The 16,600-nt window shown below is 44.9% G+C and carries 22 protein-coding genes; 10 read left to right on the top strand and 12 right to left on the bottom strand.

Going from position 1 to position 16,600, the window contains the following annotated elements; all coding sequences use genetic code 11:
* Positions 1 to 155 precede the first annotated feature (155 nt).
* Positions 156 to 299, top strand: a complete 144-nt coding sequence (locus ACZ44I_RS09010; RefSeq protein ID WP_300330625.1) for a hypothetical protein — start codon at positions 156 to 158, stop codon at positions 297 to 299.
* Positions 300 to 388: 89 nt separating this feature from the next.
* On the opposite strand, the gene ACZ44I_RS09005 is transcribed toward ACZ44I_RS09010, so the two are convergent.
* The 4 genes from ACZ44I_RS09005 to ACZ44I_RS08990 form a co-directional block, all read right to left on the bottom strand.
* Positions 389 to 793, bottom strand: a complete 405-nt coding sequence (locus tag ACZ44I_RS09005; RefSeq protein ID WP_464550654.1) for a hypothetical protein — start codon at positions 791 to 793, stop codon at positions 389 to 391.
* A gap of 270 nt (positions 794 to 1,063) precedes the next feature.
* Positions 1,064 to 1,219: a DUF1328 family protein gene (locus tag ACZ44I_RS09000; protein WP_464550656.1), complete on the bottom strand. Its 156-nt coding sequence runs from the start codon at positions 1,217 to 1,219 to the stop codon at positions 1,064 to 1,066.
* 194 nt (positions 1,220 to 1,413) lie between these two features.
* Positions 1,414 to 1,590, bottom strand: a complete 177-nt coding sequence (locus tag ACZ44I_RS08995; RefSeq protein ID WP_464550658.1) for a CsbD family protein — start codon at positions 1,588 to 1,590, stop codon at positions 1,414 to 1,416.
* Positions 1,591 to 1,781: 191 nt separating this feature from the next.
* Positions 1,782 to 2,552, bottom strand: a complete 771-nt coding sequence (locus ACZ44I_RS08990; RefSeq protein WP_464550660.1) for a DUF6159 family protein — start codon at positions 2,550 to 2,552, stop codon at positions 1,782 to 1,784.
* Between the two features lie 606 nt (positions 2,553 to 3,158).
* Here ACZ44I_RS08990 and ACZ44I_RS08985 point away from each other — a divergent pair.
* The 5 genes from ACZ44I_RS08985 (at position 3,159) to ACZ44I_RS08965 (ending at position 7,158) form a co-directional block, all read left to right on the top strand.
* Positions 3,159 to 3,968, top strand: coding sequence for a hypothetical protein (locus ACZ44I_RS08985; RefSeq protein WP_464550662.1), 810 nt, complete (start codon positions 3,159 to 3,161; stop codon positions 3,966 to 3,968).
* 14 nt (positions 3,969 to 3,982) lie between these two features.
* Positions 3,983 to 4,213 (top strand): hypothetical protein, encoded by a 231-nt coding sequence (locus ACZ44I_RS08980; protein ID WP_464550664.1) that lies wholly within the window; start codon positions 3,983 to 3,985, stop codon positions 4,211 to 4,213.
* 580 nt (positions 4,214 to 4,793) lie between these two features.
* Positions 4,794 to 4,946, top strand: a complete 153-nt coding sequence (locus ACZ44I_RS08975; protein ID WP_300331682.1) for a DUF2080 family transposase-associated protein — start codon at positions 4,794 to 4,796, stop codon at positions 4,944 to 4,946.
* Complete coding sequence (locus tag ACZ44I_RS08970; protein WP_464576490.1) at positions 4,943 to 5,995, top strand: transposase; 1,053 nt, start codon at positions 4,943 to 4,945, stop codon at positions 5,993 to 5,995. The genes ACZ44I_RS08975 and ACZ44I_RS08970 overlap by 4 nt, the downstream gene beginning before the upstream one ends.
* Before the next feature lie 950 nt (positions 5,996 to 6,945).
* The gene (locus ACZ44I_RS08965) at positions 6,946 to 7,158 is read left to right on the top strand and encodes a hypothetical protein (RefSeq protein WP_464550668.1); all 213 of its coding nucleotides are present in this window, start codon (positions 6,946 to 6,948) and stop codon (positions 7,156 to 7,158) included.
* 72 nt (positions 7,159 to 7,230) lie between these two features.
* Here the strand turns inward: ACZ44I_RS08965 and ACZ44I_RS08960 are convergent, their stop codons facing one another.
* From ACZ44I_RS08960 to ACZ44I_RS08950, 3 genes are all read right to left on the bottom strand, one after another.
* Positions 7,231 to 7,569 carry a nucleotidyltransferase family protein gene (locus tag ACZ44I_RS08960; protein ID WP_464550670.1) on the bottom strand — a complete coding sequence of 113 codons (339 nt, stop codon included), beginning with the start codon at positions 7,567 to 7,569 and terminating at the stop codon, positions 7,231 to 7,233.
* Between the two features lie 23 nt (positions 7,570 to 7,592).
* The gene (locus tag ACZ44I_RS08955) at positions 7,593 to 7,883 is read right to left on the bottom strand and encodes a nucleotidyltransferase family protein (protein ID WP_464550672.1); all 291 of its coding nucleotides are present in this window, start codon (positions 7,881 to 7,883) and stop codon (positions 7,593 to 7,595) included.
* A 98-nt stretch (positions 7,884 to 7,981) separates the two neighbouring features.
* Positions 7,982 to 8,080: a hypothetical protein gene (locus ACZ44I_RS08950; RefSeq protein WP_464576488.1), complete on the bottom strand. Its 99-nt coding sequence runs from the start codon at positions 8,078 to 8,080 to the stop codon at positions 7,982 to 7,984.
* A 159-nt stretch (positions 8,081 to 8,239) separates the two neighbouring features.
* On the opposite strand from ACZ44I_RS08950, the gene ACZ44I_RS08945 reads away from it, so the two are divergent.
* Both ACZ44I_RS08945 and ACZ44I_RS08940 read left to right on the top strand, forming a co-directional pair.
* Complete coding sequence (locus ACZ44I_RS08945) at positions 8,240 to 8,467, top strand: hypothetical protein (RefSeq protein WP_255332216.1); 228 nt, start codon at positions 8,240 to 8,242, stop codon at positions 8,465 to 8,467.
* Positions 8,458 to 8,922 (top strand): type II toxin-antitoxin system VapC family toxin, encoded by a 465-nt coding sequence (locus ACZ44I_RS08940; RefSeq protein WP_255332217.1) that lies wholly within the window; start codon positions 8,458 to 8,460, stop codon positions 8,920 to 8,922. Before ACZ44I_RS08945 ends, ACZ44I_RS08940 begins: the two co-directional genes overlap by 10 nt.
* Positions 8,923 to 8,989: 67 nt before the next feature.
* Here ACZ44I_RS08940 and ACZ44I_RS08935 read toward each other — a convergent pair whose 3' ends face one another.
* Positions 8,990 to 9,274, bottom strand: a complete 285-nt coding sequence (locus ACZ44I_RS08935; protein WP_464576486.1) for an HIT family protein — start codon at positions 9,272 to 9,274, stop codon at positions 8,990 to 8,992.
* A 123-nt stretch (positions 9,275 to 9,397) separates the two neighbouring features.
* Here ACZ44I_RS08935 and ACZ44I_RS08930 point away from each other — a divergent pair, with 123 nt between their 5' ends.
* On the top strand, positions 9,398 to 9,655 hold the full coding sequence (locus ACZ44I_RS08930; RefSeq protein WP_255332219.1) for a UPF0175 family protein: 258 nt from the start codon (positions 9,398 to 9,400) through the stop codon (positions 9,653 to 9,655).
* Positions 9,639 to 10,145, top strand: coding sequence for a PIN domain-containing protein (locus ACZ44I_RS08925; protein WP_255332220.1), 507 nt, complete (start codon positions 9,639 to 9,641; stop codon positions 10,143 to 10,145). The genes ACZ44I_RS08930 and ACZ44I_RS08925 overlap by 17 nt, the downstream gene beginning before the upstream one ends.
* Before the next feature lie 120 nt (positions 10,146 to 10,265).
* Here the strand turns inward: ACZ44I_RS08925 and ACZ44I_RS08920 are convergent, their stop codons facing one another.
* The 4 genes from ACZ44I_RS08920 to ACZ44I_RS08905 all read right to left on the bottom strand — a co-directional run bounded on the left by ACZ44I_RS08920 (position 10,266) and on the right by ACZ44I_RS08905 (position 16,366).
* Complete coding sequence (locus ACZ44I_RS08920) at positions 10,266 to 10,676, bottom strand: HIT family protein (RefSeq protein ID WP_464550675.1); 411 nt, start codon at positions 10,674 to 10,676, stop codon at positions 10,266 to 10,268.
* Positions 10,664 to 11,821 (bottom strand): HNH endonuclease domain-containing protein, encoded by a 1,158-nt coding sequence (locus ACZ44I_RS08915; protein ID WP_464550677.1) that lies wholly within the window; start codon positions 11,819 to 11,821, stop codon positions 10,664 to 10,666. The genes ACZ44I_RS08920 and ACZ44I_RS08915 overlap by 13 nt, the downstream gene beginning before the upstream one ends.
* A 115-nt stretch (positions 11,822 to 11,936) precedes the next feature.
* Positions 11,937 to 14,462, bottom strand: coding sequence for a DEAD/DEAH box helicase (locus ACZ44I_RS08910; protein ID WP_464550679.1), 2,526 nt, complete (start codon positions 14,460 to 14,462; stop codon positions 11,937 to 11,939).
* Between the two features lie 110 nt (positions 14,463 to 14,572).
* Positions 14,573 to 16,366, bottom strand: a complete 1,794-nt coding sequence (locus ACZ44I_RS08905) for an AAA family ATPase (protein WP_464550681.1) — start codon at positions 16,364 to 16,366, stop codon at positions 14,573 to 14,575.
* Positions 16,367 to 16,600 lie beyond the last annotated feature (234 nt).

Below are 16,600 nucleotides of genomic sequence, written 5' to 3'. Positions count from 1 at the left end.
AGTAGTATTTGAAGATCCCGATTATTCTCCGTTCATTATTTATAGATCCTCATAGAATGATTGCATACTCACGAGGTTGATATCCCTTATCAGAGCAGAAATCAATTCCAGATGAGCAGAGCAGAAGAATGAACACATAAGGAGTAGGTGATAGTATGGCAATATCAGTGAACTGGGGTGCAATGGGCATTGGAGCGGTGATAGCATTTTTGATCGGGTGGTATATTTTTGGTCTGCTTGGGGCTGTCATTTTAGCAATTATTGTGATGGCTCTGATGGGGCTTATCAAATTTAAGTGAGATGCTGGATTCATCGATCTGATATGATCGACCCAGACTCTCCCAACAATTTATTTCTAGAGATGAGTCATGATAAAATCCCGCATTTTTTATGAGATGCCGGTTTTCTGACGATATATTTTGTCATTTGTACTGTTTTGCGGGTCGAATAAGCGTGTCACGATAAGTCCGATGATAAAGATGAGAACTCCCATAAAAACGGCTAAAACAACACCTATCTCTCCAAAGAATGAGACATAGAAGAAGGTGACAACCACTGCAAGGATGGACATGAGCGCTGACCGTATGATAAAATAAAGCCTTTGCAACCATATTGAAAGCAATAATGCTTTAATGACCGCTCGTTTTTCGATGAGCCGATCTGCTCCGGTGGGGACACTCTCTATCTCGAGTAAAATATTCTGAGTATAGTTCAGGTCAGACAACTGCAATATCTTTCTTGCATATCTGGCCTCTGCGAGATCTTTTGAGCTTGCTGTTTCAAGCTCTTCCATAATTCTCCCAGCTATATCGGATATCTCACTATCTATCCTGAATAGACTTTCTCAATCTCTTTGAAGTGTAAAAATCGTTCATCTCATGCTTTTAGGGGTGGCCATATATCACTCATTTTTCCATCATATGTTTAATATATCTCTATGCTATATAAAATAGCCCTCGCTTTCTATACTATGTTGCAAGACAGGAACGCCGGTATTGGAACGCTTTTCTATAGCTCAACATGATGAGGATAGCTGGATGCTTGAAAAAGAGTTGGTATCCTGTTAGAATATAAAGGCGATAATCGCAAGTATGATAAAGATAAGAACGAGCCACTTTGCAATGGTCATCGAGATTCCGGCAACTCCTTTCGCTCCCAGCACATATGCGATAAGTGCTAAGATCAGGAATAAAACTGCCAATCCGATTAAATCAGGCATAATTCACCTCCTTTGTGATTATACAGGTATTCTATTGAAGTAGTTTATCCACATGATATCCAAAGGCCATTAACAAGAAAGGGTGCCGTTCATTTGTATTGTGTATCGCTGTTTTCATAAGATACGATGTTTATCGAAGAAAACGACATGGGATTTACGTTCGTTGCACCCCATCCTGGCATGGTTATTATATCTTAATCCTTAAGCTTCCTCTTCACTTTCCCAACTTCTTCCTGGACTTTTCCTTCGACCTGTTCAATCTTCCCTTTGACCTGTTCCGTTTTGTTGTCCGTCCCTCCCCCTACTTCTTCACGGATTTTTCCTTTGATCTGTTTGCCTTTACCGACGATCTCATCCTTTTCTATTGTCATGTTTTGCACTTCTTATTATGACCAGGACGCTACCCGGTATGGTTACATTGGAATTATTGTATAAATAACTATCTATTAATTTCAAAGGTATATGGTATCTGCTCTCTAAAAACTCGCTCCAATCTTAATCTTTAACCGCTTTCATCGCCTCTTTTTGGATAGCTGAAAAAAAATGATTTTTATCGGGGATATCAGATATTTCCGCCGGTGAATGAACCAGTAGTGCTGCTTTTCTTCTCAACAAAGGCGCCTTCGATGAGATCCCTGTCAACAAGCGGTGAGATCTCGCCGGTCTTTGCATAATGATACAGAAGAGCAACGAGGATACCCTGAAGTGCGGATATGAGAATGACAGAGATTGCAAAGATGATGATAGTCAGTATAAGCATGCCTCCGAATACCTCAAAGGGGAGGAAGATGGCCGAGAAGAAGGTGCCGGCCATAAGCAGAAATGCCGGGATCATAACAACCACAAATGAAAAACCGGCAATGACCGTCTCGCTCCATGTCTGCTTAAACAGGCCCCAGGATTCCTTTATAGAAGCAACTGCACCAAGATCTTTAAATAATAGAACCGGAATTACAAAGAAGGTGACAAGATTCCAGGCAGCAGCGGCAATTCCAACTACAATTTCGGTGAGAATTCTGCCAAGAGGGTTGTCAGATTCACGCAGAAGGCTTAAAATAAGACCGACTGTTGCCGCAATGAATACCCAGGTAAATAGTGAAACGATTTTTGGCATTGCTGCACTGATCCCGTCTTTGAATGCGGGATCATTGCCCTTTATCACTTCTGTTGCATTGTACACAATTCCGGCTTTGAAGAATGACGATACAAATGCCGTAACTAAAAATATAGCAAAGAGCAACAGAATCCAGAGTGCATATCCGGCTACTCCCATCTTATCAGGGTCAATTCCGGTTATACTGAATATAAAGAGGGCAGGAATGAGCGTATACACCCCTCATGAACATTCTCGGCCTTGCTCCTTCTCGGGGAAGCATGGGGATGAGGATGCAAAGCAGAGAGTAGTCATCATCGAGAAAGCGATCGATACCGTTTTTGTCGTTGCGATCTGCCAGATCTCTTTACGTGTCCCTTGTGTCTTCCGTCGACCAGATCTTCTGTTCTCTGTCCTTGTTGTCGTCGGCTTCTTCTTGGGCACGTATCATCTCCATCGAGGGCAGCGAGCGCGCATCCGCTTTGGACACCTGATTGTCTTTTTAGCGCATCCCATAATCTGCTTGCTGGATAGAAGTCGGAGTCCCTTCTGTGAGAATGAGTTGTCTCCAGTGCCTTCCTTCCTCACGGAGGGATCAATTTCTTCATTTTCGTGAAAATTCCTTGGACGTGTAAATGAATGGGACAGAGTTTATAAATTAATCTTACGCCCAAGTCACTGTGTGGATACCCAAAGCGGCGTCCGCAAAAGTTCGTGGGGTCCCTCCATCCACGGTTGACGCCCGGATGAAGAATCCCACAAGCCCGGAGGCTATTGGGATATGTGTTCTTTCAGTACTTGAAGGTATGCCTCTCCTGCCTCCGGGAAGTTCTGGAGGAAAATGAAATGAGTGGAAAAGCTGGAATGCGGGTATTTTCGGCACTCCTAGTAATCCTATTAGTGAGTGCGTTTATGCCTGTGGTGAGTGCTGAACCGAATTGTGAGAGCATAAATTGTGAGAGCATAGTTTGTGGGGTATCGGAGGTACGATATAGGACAATTGTTGATGATACTGAAATCACAGTTAATTCAAACCTTGATGCAACCAATGCTTCAATATTGTTTAAATCTAATAATATCTCACGAGAGTATATCGTAGCGGTGGAGCAGCCAGAACGCGGTAGATATATCGCTAAGGTTTACTCCGCTCAGGGCGAATTCATAGGGACAAAGGAATATTCTAGAAATCCATTGGTTTCAGAGAATGGGGATTCACCGTTAATTTTGAGAGATATTCCTGTATTGGAGGCACATATTACAATAACACCGGATAGTTATAACTATATTCGCAACCAATATGGCACCGTGAATCTCCACGTGCAAAATTTTGCTCCAGATGGATTTACAAACTACTTTCTGAAGATTCCAAATGGCGTTGAGTATACTGAGGTTTATCATGGTAAGCAACCCACCACAGTGCAACGACTAGCCTCTGGAGAGTCTACCTTTCTTCCTAAATACGGAATAATAAATGGACCCTGCACGATCCTCTCTTGGATGGATTTACATATATTCAGTTACGATGAAGAAATGAAAATTAAGGTCAAATTCTCTAACCAGGGTAGATATACATTTTATGCAAATGACAATGAACAGGAAGTACTTACTGGGTTTTCGGCTGTTGATGATGATCAGTTTACGGTAACGGTTTCATAACGGGTGAATGAAGCATGCGGCAAAAGGTATCGATAGACTCTATTTTAATGGGGTTGTTTGCCGTGATGCTCTTCCTCTTACTCTTTTATCACGCCATTAAGGAGTTTTATCCGGAAATCGATCTTTTCCTCATGATTTTTGGTCAGTTTGTCGGTCTTGTTCTCGCGATACTTTATACATTCTGTTTTGCTGGCCTGGTTTTGCTGGTCATCCGGCGTTTGTATCGTCACTTACATCGCCGTTAGACGGCTATTCATTCGGTGCCTAGTTGTTCTTTGGATTTCGAGAAGACGTAGGTCAAATGGGGATACATGTGATCCTGGTTGATCCGGAAACTCCCTCGCTGACGTCACCTCGAAGAGATACGATTGAACGTAGTATCCGTCCAGAGTTTCTTTGTATGGAGGGGGATGTAAGAACGCCTCGCAACTGGGCATTCGATATTCGTCTGATTGCCTCCTGCCCTATTCTCCGGGATTTGGCAGACGTCTCCTGATTTCTATTGGACAAATGGGATGTCCTCCTTCTCTTGCCGGAAGTAGACAGATCGCCAGTATATAAATCGTGTAAAGAAATAAGACAGAATCTTTATGCAGAGTTTCTTCGAAGTCTTATCGGTGGATTTTGATGAAGTTCAACCGCATTATCGGACTCTTGGCCGCCGTTGCTCTCATCGCGCCGATGGTTTCGGCCGGTGGTATTGGAACAGTATCTCCGAAAGGGATCCATGACCTCCACTTGAATTAACACCTCTTCTTTTCGAACCTCTGTAACAGACTGGGCGCCAGCAAGATGTATATATTATGGATATCCATTGTATCTCCAATGAAGAAAGTTGAACTAAATCCTGCTACCCGGATCGAGATCGAGAATATTCAGGGATTTCTCATTCGAAAAGTCACCAAATTCGGGAATAGCGCAAAAGTGGACTGCCCCAAGGAATACCTGGACAGAACAGTCTACCTGGTAATACTATGAAAATCAGTGATGCACGGTTGTTCAGGACCCTCAAAACACTCGATACATTCGTCGATCGGGCACTGAAACTCCCGTTTAAAGGACCTACACTCTCTGGATTCCAGTATAACCGGGACCTCCTCAAAGCAGCGGTTGCAAATACCTATATCGAAACCGTCGGCAACAGGGCAGATTCACTCCATCTCGCCATCAAGAATGTCACGACATCACACATTGTCTGGCAGTATCGGATGACGGTCGAGCGACTGGGTACACGATTTGATCTTGCCAATAAAAACGTTGTTTTAGCCTTTGATTATACCGAAGAAGATTTTTATGGTGATGTTCAGGGGTTCTGGATACATGGATATACTGGTGAACATGGGGTTACCGGGAAGTTCAAGTTCCTCTCATGCGCCATCATCAATTCTGATATTCCCCAGAAGATTCCGCTTTTATCAGTTCCTGTACATCTTGGCCATAATATGGCAACAACGGTGACCTGGTGTCTTGCTCTGGTTGAACCACTGGTGAATTCCGTTGAACTCACGGTATTTGACCGGGGATTCTTTAGCAAAGATCTGATGCTGACTCTGACACATGCCGAGGTGCCGTATCTGATTTTCGCTCCAAAAAACGAGAAAATCAAAAAAGAGATAGAATTGCTGGATATTGGAGAGAAGAAAAAGATCCGATATGAACTCGAGGTCAATAAGGAGAAGACGGTGTTTCGAGGCGAGACAACACTCGCACTTCTGAGGCAGATATTCGATAAAAAGTCTGAAAAGTCATATGATTGGGCATTTGCTACGAATCAGGAGTCTATTGATCTGGAATATGTTATTCCAACCTACAAGAAACGATGGAGAATCGAAACCGGTTTCCGGGTGCAGGATGAAGCGAGAATCTCCTCGAAATCAAAGGATCCACGAATCCGGTTCTTTTACTTCGCGTATGAACAGGTGCTCCAGCTCCTCTGGATCGTGTTGTACAAAGATGAGGTGAGTTTTAAACAGTTCTTACTGGAGATGTACGAACTCTGCGCTGCTCGATATAAAGAGCCACGATAGGTGCTCGGTTGCCATCTCCATGTCACAGTTGCATGGGGGTGTTGGTCGGTGGATCATCAGGGAGCCATCGATAGGTCGTAACTGACTGCCATTGTGCCGCGAATCGAGGGCACTGTGCCGCTCACTTATTTTCGATCGGAGATACTGAATTGGCCCATCCCAATGCAGTGCGTCGCACAATTGCTTTCCATATTGATACAGTCTCTCATCAAAGAATGATTCGGCGACGGCACTTGGACCACCTGTAATTGGAAACTCCTTTACTCTCTTATGCAAGAAGTAACTGATCAATCTTCCTTTACGGTAGACCCCAAAAAAACCACATCCAAATCCTTCAATATACTCCTGACGATACTGAAGCTTTGAATCAACGATTGCTTGAGAGAGAGAACCAGAGGAAGAAGGTCTAATCCTTAAAATAATGATTTTCGTGAGACTTCAGGATTTTTCGAAAGATGCCCATGGTGGCACGTGGAGATTCGCTTGTCTCAACTCGGTCCGTAACTCACGCCGCAACCAGGGCTGCAACCAGGGCCGTGATTCTTTACTTGTTCGGCTACTTGTTCGGTTACTTGTTCGGTTCGATATTCAATATCCTTCAATTGATTCACCTTTGAGTGTATACCCTGTCCTTAACAGGCTAAGATAGAATGGGGTGTCGTCTCCCTGAGGTCTGATAATCTGTTGGATGTCAGGATGAGGATATGGGTCAAAACTCCTACTTCCTCAGAGATTGACCTCTCCATCCTTGACGCCATCATCTCGAGATCGGCAAATAATCCTCTCCGGGCACAAGAAGATAGAGATCACGATTGTATTCGCTCTTCGAAAAAAATGTTTCCACTTCAGAAACAAATTGTTTCTGATTCGTGAACACATGGGCACACATTGGCATGGAGAGATGATACTTTCTTCATGATGGAATACACAATCTACATCTGTTGAAGGCAATGCACACTGAAAAGGAAATCCTATTCATTGCCTGGGAATCCCCGGAGGGAGGGTATGAGGCTCATTCGCCTGGCCACTCCATCTATACCCAGGCCGATAATTTCGAAGAGCTGAGAGCAATGGTGCATGATGCCGTCTGCTGCCATTTTGAGGAAGATGAACGGCCCCGCATTATCAGGCTCCATCAGGTTCTTCCTCCAGGGGATGAATGACTGAAATATCGAATGTGGATGGCGGCATATGTCCGCTGGATCAGAGATCTCTTCTCCTCTCTTCTTCTCTCCTTAATCTCCCTCTCCACACCAGACAACCTCCTTTTCGACAGTACGGCAAAGATATTTGCTTAATCCCTGTTCGGTGACAAGGTCCACATTGCGGCCAAGGAGATCTTCGAGAAAATAGACTAACTCCATGAAGTTACGAAAGGTTGTTTCTCCAGGTGCAAACTCAACCAGCAGATCGATATCACTGTCCGGGCGATCTTCTCCCCGCATCGCCGAGCCGAAGCATCCGATTCTGGCAACACCAAAACGCTTTTTGAGATGGGGAAGATTTGCTTCAAGCTGACGGATGATGGGATCGTTCTTTCGCTGGTTTCCCAGCATCTCTCTGTTCGTTTCCATTGATATTATACCCGGATCATCGTTCATAACGGAACCGCTTCCTGAAGAATCCGGTCACGGACAGCCCAGTGGAGTCCCTTCTCGCTCAGAACATCTACTTTTCGTCCAAGGAGGTCTTCAAGATCATGGATGAGTGCAATATGATCAAGGAGGCTTGTTCCTGGTTCAAAATCGACGAGGATATCAAGATCACTTTCCGGGTTCTCTTCTCCCCGGATTACCGAGCCGAAGAGCCGGATATTCACCGCTCCACGTGCTGCTGCCAGTCGCTGGATCGCCTCCTTCTGCCTCATCACTTCATTATAGAAGCTCATTGTATCGACTCGATCCTATTATTGTCAGGTGGAATGATAATCTTTATTGTCATGAAATCATGAGAGTTTCAATCTGAACCTCCCTCTCTCCTCTCCCCTCAATACCTCCTCTTCCCCGGGATCACCCCTCTCACACCGCCCTTCGGATCATCCATATCCCCTACATACCTCGGAATAACATGCAGATGCAGGTGCATAACGCTCTGCCCGGCCGTCGACAGGCATCGCTTGCGATGGAGAGAGGGGGTGGATTACATTTCGATGTACCAGGTGGATCAAAATTACAGGAGCGAAAGCAATAGCAGGGAGGTATCTTATAATATGTAAAGAGAGATATTCACAACGGGGATGTGCTCATGATACAGGCCATACGAAAACAGGTGAAAATCCAATCTGATGGACTCATTCAGATTTATGTTCCTGAATTTAAACCCGGAACTATAGCCGAAGTAATAGTGCTTGAGCCATCAGAAAAGAAAAAGAAACGATCACTCACAAGCATTATTGGTAAAGGACAAGGGTGTTTTGGAAGTGCAGAGGAGGTTGACGCCTTTATAAGAAAAGAGCGTGAATCATGGGAATAATCGATGAGATTGAAGGAGATCTGATATATCTCGATACCAACATCGTTATTTATGCACTTGAAGGATATCCAGAGTATGTTTCTTTGCTAACTGATCTCTTCTCTGCCATTGATGAGGGAGATCTCACAGCAGCAACCAGTGAACTAACACTCGCAGAAGCTCTCATCAAACCTATGATGGACGGAAATTCATCACTTGAAAAACTCTATCTGGAGACACTATCACCTTCATCTACACTTTCTATCATCCCTATTGATCGCTCTATACTTATTGAGGCAGCAAGGCTCCGTTCCAGAATAGAGACCCTACATCTTCCTGATGCCATACACCTAGCAACAGCCAGAATACATCAATGCAATTCATTTCTCACAAATGATAGAAGATTACGAAATTTGCCGGATGTAAATGTCGTTCTTCTCTCAGAATCTGTTTCTGGTCATGGTATGAATCAGTGAACATTATCAAATGACTATGGATGTCGAATTCAACCGCATCTCCCTCCCTTCCTCTCTCCCCTTTTCTTTAATACCCCCTCTTCCCTGGGATCACTCCCCGGACCCCGCCTTTCGGATCATCCATATCCCCTACATACCTCGGAATCACATGGACATGCAGGTGCATCACGCTCTGCCCGGCCGCCGCCCCGATGTTCACCCCGATATTATAGCCGTCGGGGGCATACCGCTCGTTAAGCAGCCGACGGGCATCATGCACGAGAGCCAGGAGGGCGGCCTGCTCAGCCTCGGTCGCCTCAAAGAACGAGGCCACGTGCCGGAAAGGGATGAGGAGAAGGTGGCCGGGGCTCACCGGATAGAGGTCATACCGGGCGTAGGCGAGATCCCTTAATGTATTGTATCCATTTACTTGCAGAACGTGGGATCAGTTAGTATTATACGGTTTCTATCCAATTCTTATCAACGAGTAAGAGGTATGTCCGATATAACGATCACTATCCCACAGGAGATTGTATCTGCACTTCGCCTTCCCCCAGATAGCGTAGAGTCTGCCCTCCATCAGGAACTTGCTATTGCTCTCTATATGAGAGGTGTGCTCTCTTCAGGAAAGGCTGCCGCACTTGCCGGTCTGAAGCGCTGGCAATGGGAGGAGCTTCTCGGAGTACGGAAGGTTCCGCGTCATTATACGGACGAAGATCTCCAGATGGATATCGCCTATGGTTCGAGCGATTAGTAATTCATCACCTCTTATCCATCTTTCATTGATTGGGCGGATAGATCTTCTTCGAAGGTTTTCTTCAGTTATTATTCCTCCTGCCGTCTGGCATGAGGTTGTAGAAGATGGAGATGATCGACCGGGTGTTGCAGAAATCCTCCTCTTGCGTAAAGAGGGTTGTTTATCGGTGATTCAACCTAAAAATACAGATCTTCTCCATCTTCTTGAGAATGATCTTCATCGAGGTGAAGCGGAAAGCATCGTTTTGGCCCTAGAAATTGAGCATGATATACTTCTTCTTGACGAGAGTGAAGCACGACGTATAGCAGGATCATATAATCTGAACGTCACTGGAGTGATTGGATTGTTGCTACGGGCAAAAAGAGATGGTCATATCTCCTCACTAGAAGATGAGATGGCTCGGTTAAGGAATGAGGGTCACTTTTGGATTCGAGAAAGTCTCTACAATTATGTGATAGAATCTGAGAAGAAGATGGATGATGATTAATAATTAAATATACTATAAACGCATTCCAACCGTCGAAATCCTTCAAACCTCCTTGAATCCAGTGTCTTCATAGGGTTTATGAAGGATTTTTCCGACCCTCAAAAAGTGATCCACTTTTCTCTAATACCCCCTCTTCCCCGGAATAACTCCTCTCACCCCGCCCTTTGGCTCCTCCATATCCCCTTCATACCGTGGGATCACATGGACATGCAGGTGCATCACGCTCTGCCCGGCCGCCGCCCCGATGTTCACCCCGATATTGTAGCCGTCGGGGGCATACCGCTCATCGAGCAGCCGACGGGCATCATGCACGAGAGACAAAAGGGCGGCCTGCTCAGCTTCGGTCGCGAGAAAGAATGAGGCCACGTGCCGGAAGGGGATTGCGAGCAGGTGGCCGGGGCTCACCGGATAGAGGTCATACCGGGCGTAGGCGAGGTCGTTTGCGAGGAGGATAGAGGAGGGGGCGGGGGTGCAGAAGGGGCAGGTGGGGTTTTCGTCCTGGACTTTTTGGGTATTGTTCAGATCGACCATGGTTCATATCCTCTGATGGTGATGAGGTAGGTGGTTTTTTCGGTGAGCTGCTCGAAGGCATGTTCCTGCCAGTCGCTTCCCGGAGCGTCCATCCCGAGGAGAGAAACTTCGATCTCACGCTCGAAACGGTGAGGCCAGTGATCGTGAAGGAGATCCCAGTACCCGATAATCGGTTCTTTTCGTGATCTGAGGAACTCTGGATCAGGTATCCGGTTACTCTTCTTATTATTGACTGACCCTGTTGCTGGAAGCAGGTTCCAGAGATCATTATTCTTCCAGATGGAGAAAGGCAGGAGATGATCGACATGCATTGCACCAGATGAGGCAATGGCCTTTCCCGACCAGGCACAGCTGATCGATCCTTTCCGGTCGATGACCGAGCTGTAGATCGCCCGTGCATCGGCAAGTGCTCGCTCGGTCGTCGGTGTCGTTCCGAGGAGGGAGAGCATCGCCTCTTCGGTGATTGTCTTTGTCTTATCTGCTGATGCGGTAAATGCTGCCCATTTCTTAAGGATGCACTCCTCCCCTGAGATGAAGCTCCCGAAATATTCAAAGATTGTCGCGAGATCCCTTGATATCGAGAATGATCCTCCATGTTCGATGAGATAGCCCCGGTCGATTTCTCGGTGTGATGGCAGCCGGGGCAGGGGTTTTGTATACTGAAAAATCGAGTAATGCTCCTTTGATTGTGAGAAACCAAGATGTTTCATCGGCATAATAGTAATAGTGTTTCGAATCTCCCTCACAAGCGTTCTGAATGCCGGTTGTATTTCTCCTGGGATCAACCCACGTGAATAGTCATTATAGAAGACCGAGAACCCGCCCCGATCCCGATAATAATCGATAATCGGGGTGAAGTATTTTCGAAACGCCACTTTATTCCCCGGCTCGGTATCCGGCTTCTCCCCGTTCTTCTGCGGGATGAAGGCCGGGGCAGCGAAGATCGGATAGTAATAGAGTATCCACTTCTCAACAAGAAGGCCGAGAGGGAACCAGACCCGATCACTCCCGGTGTCATTCTGGCGGAGATGGCCGTACTGCTGGCAGACTTCGATGACACCACGAAGCAGGGCATATTTGTAGGTGGCATCTGCACTGTCGCGTTCGATGATGTTGTTTATCTTCTGGTATGCGGCGAGATCCATTGTGGTTAGAAGGGAGGTTGGGGGGAAGGGGGATAGGTTTTTCGCTTTAGTTAATGCTAGTGTTTTTTTAACCGGCAAGTGTTGTATAAGGGTAAATAGTTGTATTGTGCATATTTTATTTTATCTCTCCTCTTGTTGTATAAAGGTTTTTTAATTTTTCTAAATTAATATCGAATTCTACGAATTTTTGATTGATTATTTCAGTTGTGAGATTATCATTTGAATAGTCTTTCAGTGAAAAATAAAATTTTTCAATATTGTTCTTTATTTTTGTTAAATGTTCATCTTTCATGACCCAATATTCCACAGAAAAAAAAGCTTGGTCTCCTAATAAATGATTTGGATGGATTAATATTGGGACTCCAACTTTTCCATTATCAAATGTCGCCTTAAACCAATCAATAGCTTCATGTAATTGACCTGCTTCACGTTTTGCTATTTTTCGCTCATTCTCAACCATATTTTTACATTCTATTATCCAATACTGATTATTATCAACTCGCCACAGATTATCTGGACCTTTTCCAGTTTGTTTTTCTGGTCTTTTTGAATCAAAACCGAGAATATAGCCCAACTTACATATATTCTCTTCAAATATCTCAGATGACTGGTTAAAATGTAACATATTCGTGATTGACTTGATAAAATACATTAACTCTGTTTTATCATCATAACTACTGATTAAATCTAATATTTCCTTGGCACGATTATGAGATGATGCTGTAGATTTTTGATAAGTTACTTCCATTTCTGGCCTAAATAATTTATTATTTAACTCAAAAGCTTTCATTTGAGCCTTTTTTGAATCAGATGGACTTTGTCGATATTGATAGGTTGCCTTGAGTTGTAAATACCAGCCTTTTTCCCTTTCGTCACTGGCATTATCGATGAGTTTTTGGATGGAAATGGCTGCTTTTGAATCCTTTCCCATTTTAAAGGCTTTTTCTGATTCCATCTCTAAAAGAAAACGACTTATATTTTTATTTGATATACTTGTGGATTTAATGTCAGACATCTTATCTTTATAATAATCCTTCCAATCTTCATCTCTTTCTAAAAATTGTGATATTAATTTTTCCATCACTTCGAAGACGTTACCTTCGCTTCTCATATTCATAGCCAGTTCTTCTCCAATTACTATTTGCTGTTGTGTTTCCTGGGAGAAATCTACTCTTTTGCTATGAACTGATAAGAAATCTGTCAATTTTGTCCCAATTATTATTACAATTGAATAATCACTTTTGCCTCTTATTGAACGTCCAATTCCTTGCTCAATTTTCTGTGCGAGCATTTGTCTAATTAATGGTGAATTTGGGCGTGTTAACTGAATGTACCTATCAGATAAATTTGAATAAGATGGAAGAGAATCAAAACATAAGATTCTACATGTATCATCTGGTAAATCGATTCCATCATATTGATTTACTAAAATTTTTATCTGCTTAGCTTTTCTTTGTTTAATCTGCAAATTTAATTCTTCAATTGTTTCCTTTATGCTCGATACTTGAACACAATCTGATTTTTCCCAATCTTTAGCAAGGTTAAAAGATGGAACAATAGTTATAATTCCAAAATATCCATAATTTTTAACTAATTTTTCCAGCCAAGATATTATTTCTTTCCTTTCAAGATGGATGTCAATTAATGATGGAATTAAAATTAGTCTCTCCCCATTAAAATGTTCTTTATCATAGACGAGCGGTGACAGTACACGATTCGGATCTATTCCTAAATCCTTGATCAAAAAAGCATCATCTGTTAGTGTTGCCGAAAGAAAAATTCGACGTTTACAATCAGAAAATGATGGAATTAAATCAATAGGTACTAGGCGTGGAGAAATTTCCATTCTTCTCCCTGAAAAATAACAGTTACATACATCAAGGTTATTTTTTATTAAATTCCAAGAAAATTTAATGTTATCATTGTTTTGATTATCACTTAATATCTTTAGAACAGCGTCCTTTTGATCATACCAGTGCCAATAAGGTACACATATCATACAATCATCGTGTTTACATAGAATATCATTTACAGTTCCAGGTTCCTGTTGTTTTAGAGTTTCAAAAAATAAATTAAATATCTTTTCATATATTTCATCATCACTATCTGTGTTTATTGAAAATGATTCTCGAATAATATCAAGGCATTTATGTGCATCATCCATTACTAACGCACCAATTTCAGTAATTTCAGAGCGAGAATCAGCAAATCCAAATTTTGATAAGCCATTGAATAATTTATTACAAGTTGTAACTAGTATTGCCTCTGAATTCTTAAATTCACGAGGTAATTCACGAGTAGGTAAAGTTTCTACAGTTTTTATACCAAATAATTTTGCTTGCTGAATTGTTTGATTTACTAAATAGGTATTGGGGCATAGATATAATGCAGGACCTTTTCCCTCTTTTAGCGAGGATAATAAACTCAATAATCCGATTAGAGTTTTCCCATATCCTGTAGGTAATTTTATTATCGTATCAATATTTTCGCGGTGTTTTTGATACCACTCTGTTAAAATGTATTCTTGGGGTGGCCATAAATATTCTTTTCCCACCGTTTTGTCTAATTTTTCAAATATTTTTATAGGGTTTGAATCCAATGATTGTACTTTCCCACCCTTCAGTTTTTTAAAATCAACCATTATTAAAACCTGATTGTTAAATGGTGATTATATTAATAAATATTTTTGTGTGGTTAATTGATTATGATGATAGTACCCATTATTACTAATCATTCTCCTGTAAGTAACCCTCACCTCCTCTCCAGCATCTTCTTCACATCACTCGCCTGGTACCGGAGGGTGACCTCGCTCGTCCGCCCCTTCGCCTTCCGGATCGTGATCCTGATGAGGGCATAGGTGGAAAGTGACCTGAGGAGCTCGTAGAAGGTGGTATAGGAGATGGTGGGTGCGGGGGGCTCGGTCTCGGTCTCGGGATGATGGAGCTCAGGGTACTCGTGTTCAGGGGTTTGGGTCTCTGTGAGGTGGTGCTCAGGGTGCTGTTGTTCATCCTGCATCCGGGCATCCGCTCCATGAGGGCCTCTGCCGGAGTCATATCCCGGCTCCGGCTCGGCACATGCCGCCAGCTCTTCGGACTGCGGTTCGGCGGCTCGCTGCGGCTGTAGTTTTTGGTACTGCTCACGGTGTTCCCGCTGATCTCCCTGCTCCCGCTGTTGCCGATGTCGTTCGTAGTGCCCGGCTGCCAGCACCTCCTGGAGCCGTGAGAAGATCCGGCCGGATGTCGGGGGCAGGGGCTCGAGATACTCTCTATACTCTCCATATCCTCGATATCCTCCATCCTCTCCATATCCTTGATATCCTCCATCCTCTTCAGACCCTCCATGCCCGCTATACCCGCTATACCCGCTGGAGCCGTCATACTCCCCACGCTCCCCACGCTCCCGATACTCCCTCTCCTCCTCATACCTCTTCCTGGCTGCCATCTCACTCTCCTCCACCATCCCGGCAATGACCGAGAGGAGCGTCCGCTCCTTTTCGGTGAGGACCGAGACGAGGCCCCGGAGGTGGGTTGCGCGGGCATCGCCGTAGGCGGCGGCAACGTCCTCTTCGGTGACGGTGGTGTGCGCCGCCCGCTCTGCCCTGAGGATGGAGCGTTTCAGGAGATCGATGCCGACCCGGAGATCGCCCGGCTCCGTCGATTTGGTCCTGTGGGTGATCAGGTCGAGGATCTCAGGCGAGATCACCCCCGGATAGGCCGCCTGCCGTGCCCTCTCCCTCAGGATGCCCCGGATCTGGTTTGCAGTATAGGGGGGAATGAAGACCTCTTCTGAGCAGAGGCTCGAAGTGACCGATGGATCCAGCCTGCGGGAGATGTCAAGTGCGAGATCGCTCTCGACAAGGATGACCGATACACGGCAGCCGGGATAGTCGAGGTGGATCCGCAGGAGCGAGGAGAGGATCTGGGTGTCGGTCCCCTCATGGATCAGGTGGTGGATATCGTCAAGGCAGACGAGGAGGACAGGTCTCTGTGATTCTTTCTGGTTTTGTCTCTGGGATTGTGCCGGTGCCTGCCTCTCTGATCGTTTTCCGGATTCTCTCCCAGATTTTCCCCCGGATTCTCTCCTGGGCTCTCTTCCGGACTGAAGCGCCTTTGCGACGGCATCCACCAGTTTCCTGAGGGGAACGCCGGAGCTTGGGGGTGCATGGCCGACCAGTTCCCGGTAGATCGTGGAGAAGACCGCAAATGCAGTCCTGTTCTGCTGGCAGTTCACGTACACCGGGATCAGGGTCTGCGAAGCCTCCCTGATCTGGGCGAAGAGATGATGGATGCAGGTCGTCTTCCCGGTACCGGGGAGCCCCCGGCAGAAGATATTTGCCGGCCGCTGCCCCCGGAGGCCCGGCCTGATCAGGAATGCCATCTCCTCAAGCTCGGCATCGCGGAAGAGCACCTGGTCGGGGATGTGGTCGCACTCGAGGATATCAAGGTCTTTTATGAGCGGCTTATCGGAGAAGGCTTGGTTTTTTGAGAATAATCGGGAACTGCTTTTAACAACCGATGAACTGGTAAGGCTTGTTTCTGTACTCATACCATTAAGGACGCAGTATGGGTAATAAGAGATGAACCGTGCACCCTGAAAGTGAATTGCCCCTTAATTAAAGCTTTTGCCGCTCGCGGAGTGAGGTATGAAAGGGGTGTTGAATCATTCACAGGGAAGCGGGTGGCGATTCCGGGCAATACAATCAAGACGCTAATTATCAGACGCAAATGGATGCGAAGAAGGTGGTGCAGATAGAGAAGAGTATGCACAGAATGAAGGGAG

The sequence above is a fragment of the Methanocalculus pumilus genome, assembly GCF_055382585.1.
Note: the sequence above shows the minus strand (reverse complement) of the source record. Positions and strands in the feature narration are given on the sequence as shown.

Bases quoted from the DNA above. Each gene is read 5' to 3' on its own strand.
- ACZ44I_RS09010 (WP_300330625.1), top strand. From the start codon at position 156: ATGGCAATATCAGTGAACTGGGGTGCAATGGGCATTGGAGCGGTGATA.
- ACZ44I_RS09005 (WP_464550654.1), bottom strand. From the start codon at position 793: ATGGAAGAGCTTGAAACAGCAAGCTCAAAAGATCTCGCAGAGGCCAGA.
- ACZ44I_RS09000 (WP_464550656.1), bottom strand. From the start codon at position 1,219: ATGCCTGATTTAATCGGATTGGCAGTTTTATTCCTGATCTTAGCACTT.
- ACZ44I_RS08995 (WP_464550658.1), bottom strand. From the start codon at position 1,590: ATGACAATAGAAAAGGATGAGATCGTCGGTAAAGGCAAACAGATCAAA.
- ACZ44I_RS08985 (WP_464550662.1), top strand. From the start codon at position 3,159: ATGAGTGGAAAAGCTGGAATGCGGGTATTTTCGGCACTCCTAGTAATC.
- ACZ44I_RS08980 (WP_464550664.1), top strand. From the start codon at position 3,983: ATGCGGCAAAAGGTATCGATAGACTCTATTTTAATGGGGTTGTTTGCC.
- ACZ44I_RS08975 (WP_300331682.1), top strand. From the start codon at position 4,794: ATGAAGAAAGTTGAACTAAATCCTGCTACCCGGATCGAGATCGAGAAT.
- ACZ44I_RS08970 (WP_464576490.1), top strand. From the start codon at position 4,943: ATGAAAATCAGTGATGCACGGTTGTTCAGGACCCTCAAAACACTCGAT.
- ACZ44I_RS08965 (WP_464550668.1), top strand. From the start codon at position 6,946: ATGCACACTGAAAAGGAAATCCTATTCATTGCCTGGGAATCCCCGGAG.
- ACZ44I_RS08960 (WP_464550670.1), bottom strand. From the start codon at position 7,569: ATGGAAACGAACAGAGAGATGCTGGGAAACCAGCGAAAGAACGATCCC.
- ACZ44I_RS08955 (WP_464550672.1), bottom strand. From the start codon at position 7,883: ATGAGCTTCTATAATGAAGTGATGAGGCAGAAGGAGGCGATCCAGCGA.
- ACZ44I_RS08950 (WP_464576488.1), bottom strand. From the start codon at position 8,080: ATGCACCTGCATCTGCATGTTATTCCGAGGTATGTAGGGGATATGGAT.
- ACZ44I_RS08945 (WP_255332216.1), top strand. From the start codon at position 8,240: ATGATACAGGCCATACGAAAACAGGTGAAAATCCAATCTGATGGACTC.
- ACZ44I_RS08940 (WP_255332217.1), top strand. From the start codon at position 8,458: ATGGGAATAATCGATGAGATTGAAGGAGATCTGATATATCTCGATACC.
- ACZ44I_RS08930 (WP_255332219.1), top strand. From the start codon at position 9,398: ATGTCCGATATAACGATCACTATCCCACAGGAGATTGTATCTGCACTT.
- ACZ44I_RS08925 (WP_255332220.1), top strand. From the start codon at position 9,639: ATGGTTCGAGCGATTAGTAATTCATCACCTCTTATCCATCTTTCATTG.
- ACZ44I_RS08920 (WP_464550675.1), bottom strand. From the start codon at position 10,676: ATGGTCGATCTGAACAATACCCAAAAAGTCCAGGACGAAAACCCCACC.
- ACZ44I_RS08915 (WP_464550677.1), bottom strand. From the start codon at position 11,821: ATGGATCTCGCCGCATACCAGAAGATAAACAACATCATCGAACGCGAC.
- ACZ44I_RS08910 (WP_464550679.1), bottom strand. From the start codon at position 14,462: ATGGTTGATTTTAAAAAACTGAAGGGTGGGAAAGTACAATCATTGGAT.
- ACZ44I_RS08905 (WP_464550681.1), bottom strand. From the start codon at position 16,366: ATGAGTACAGAAACAAGCCTTACCAGTTCATCGGTTGTTAAAAGCAGT.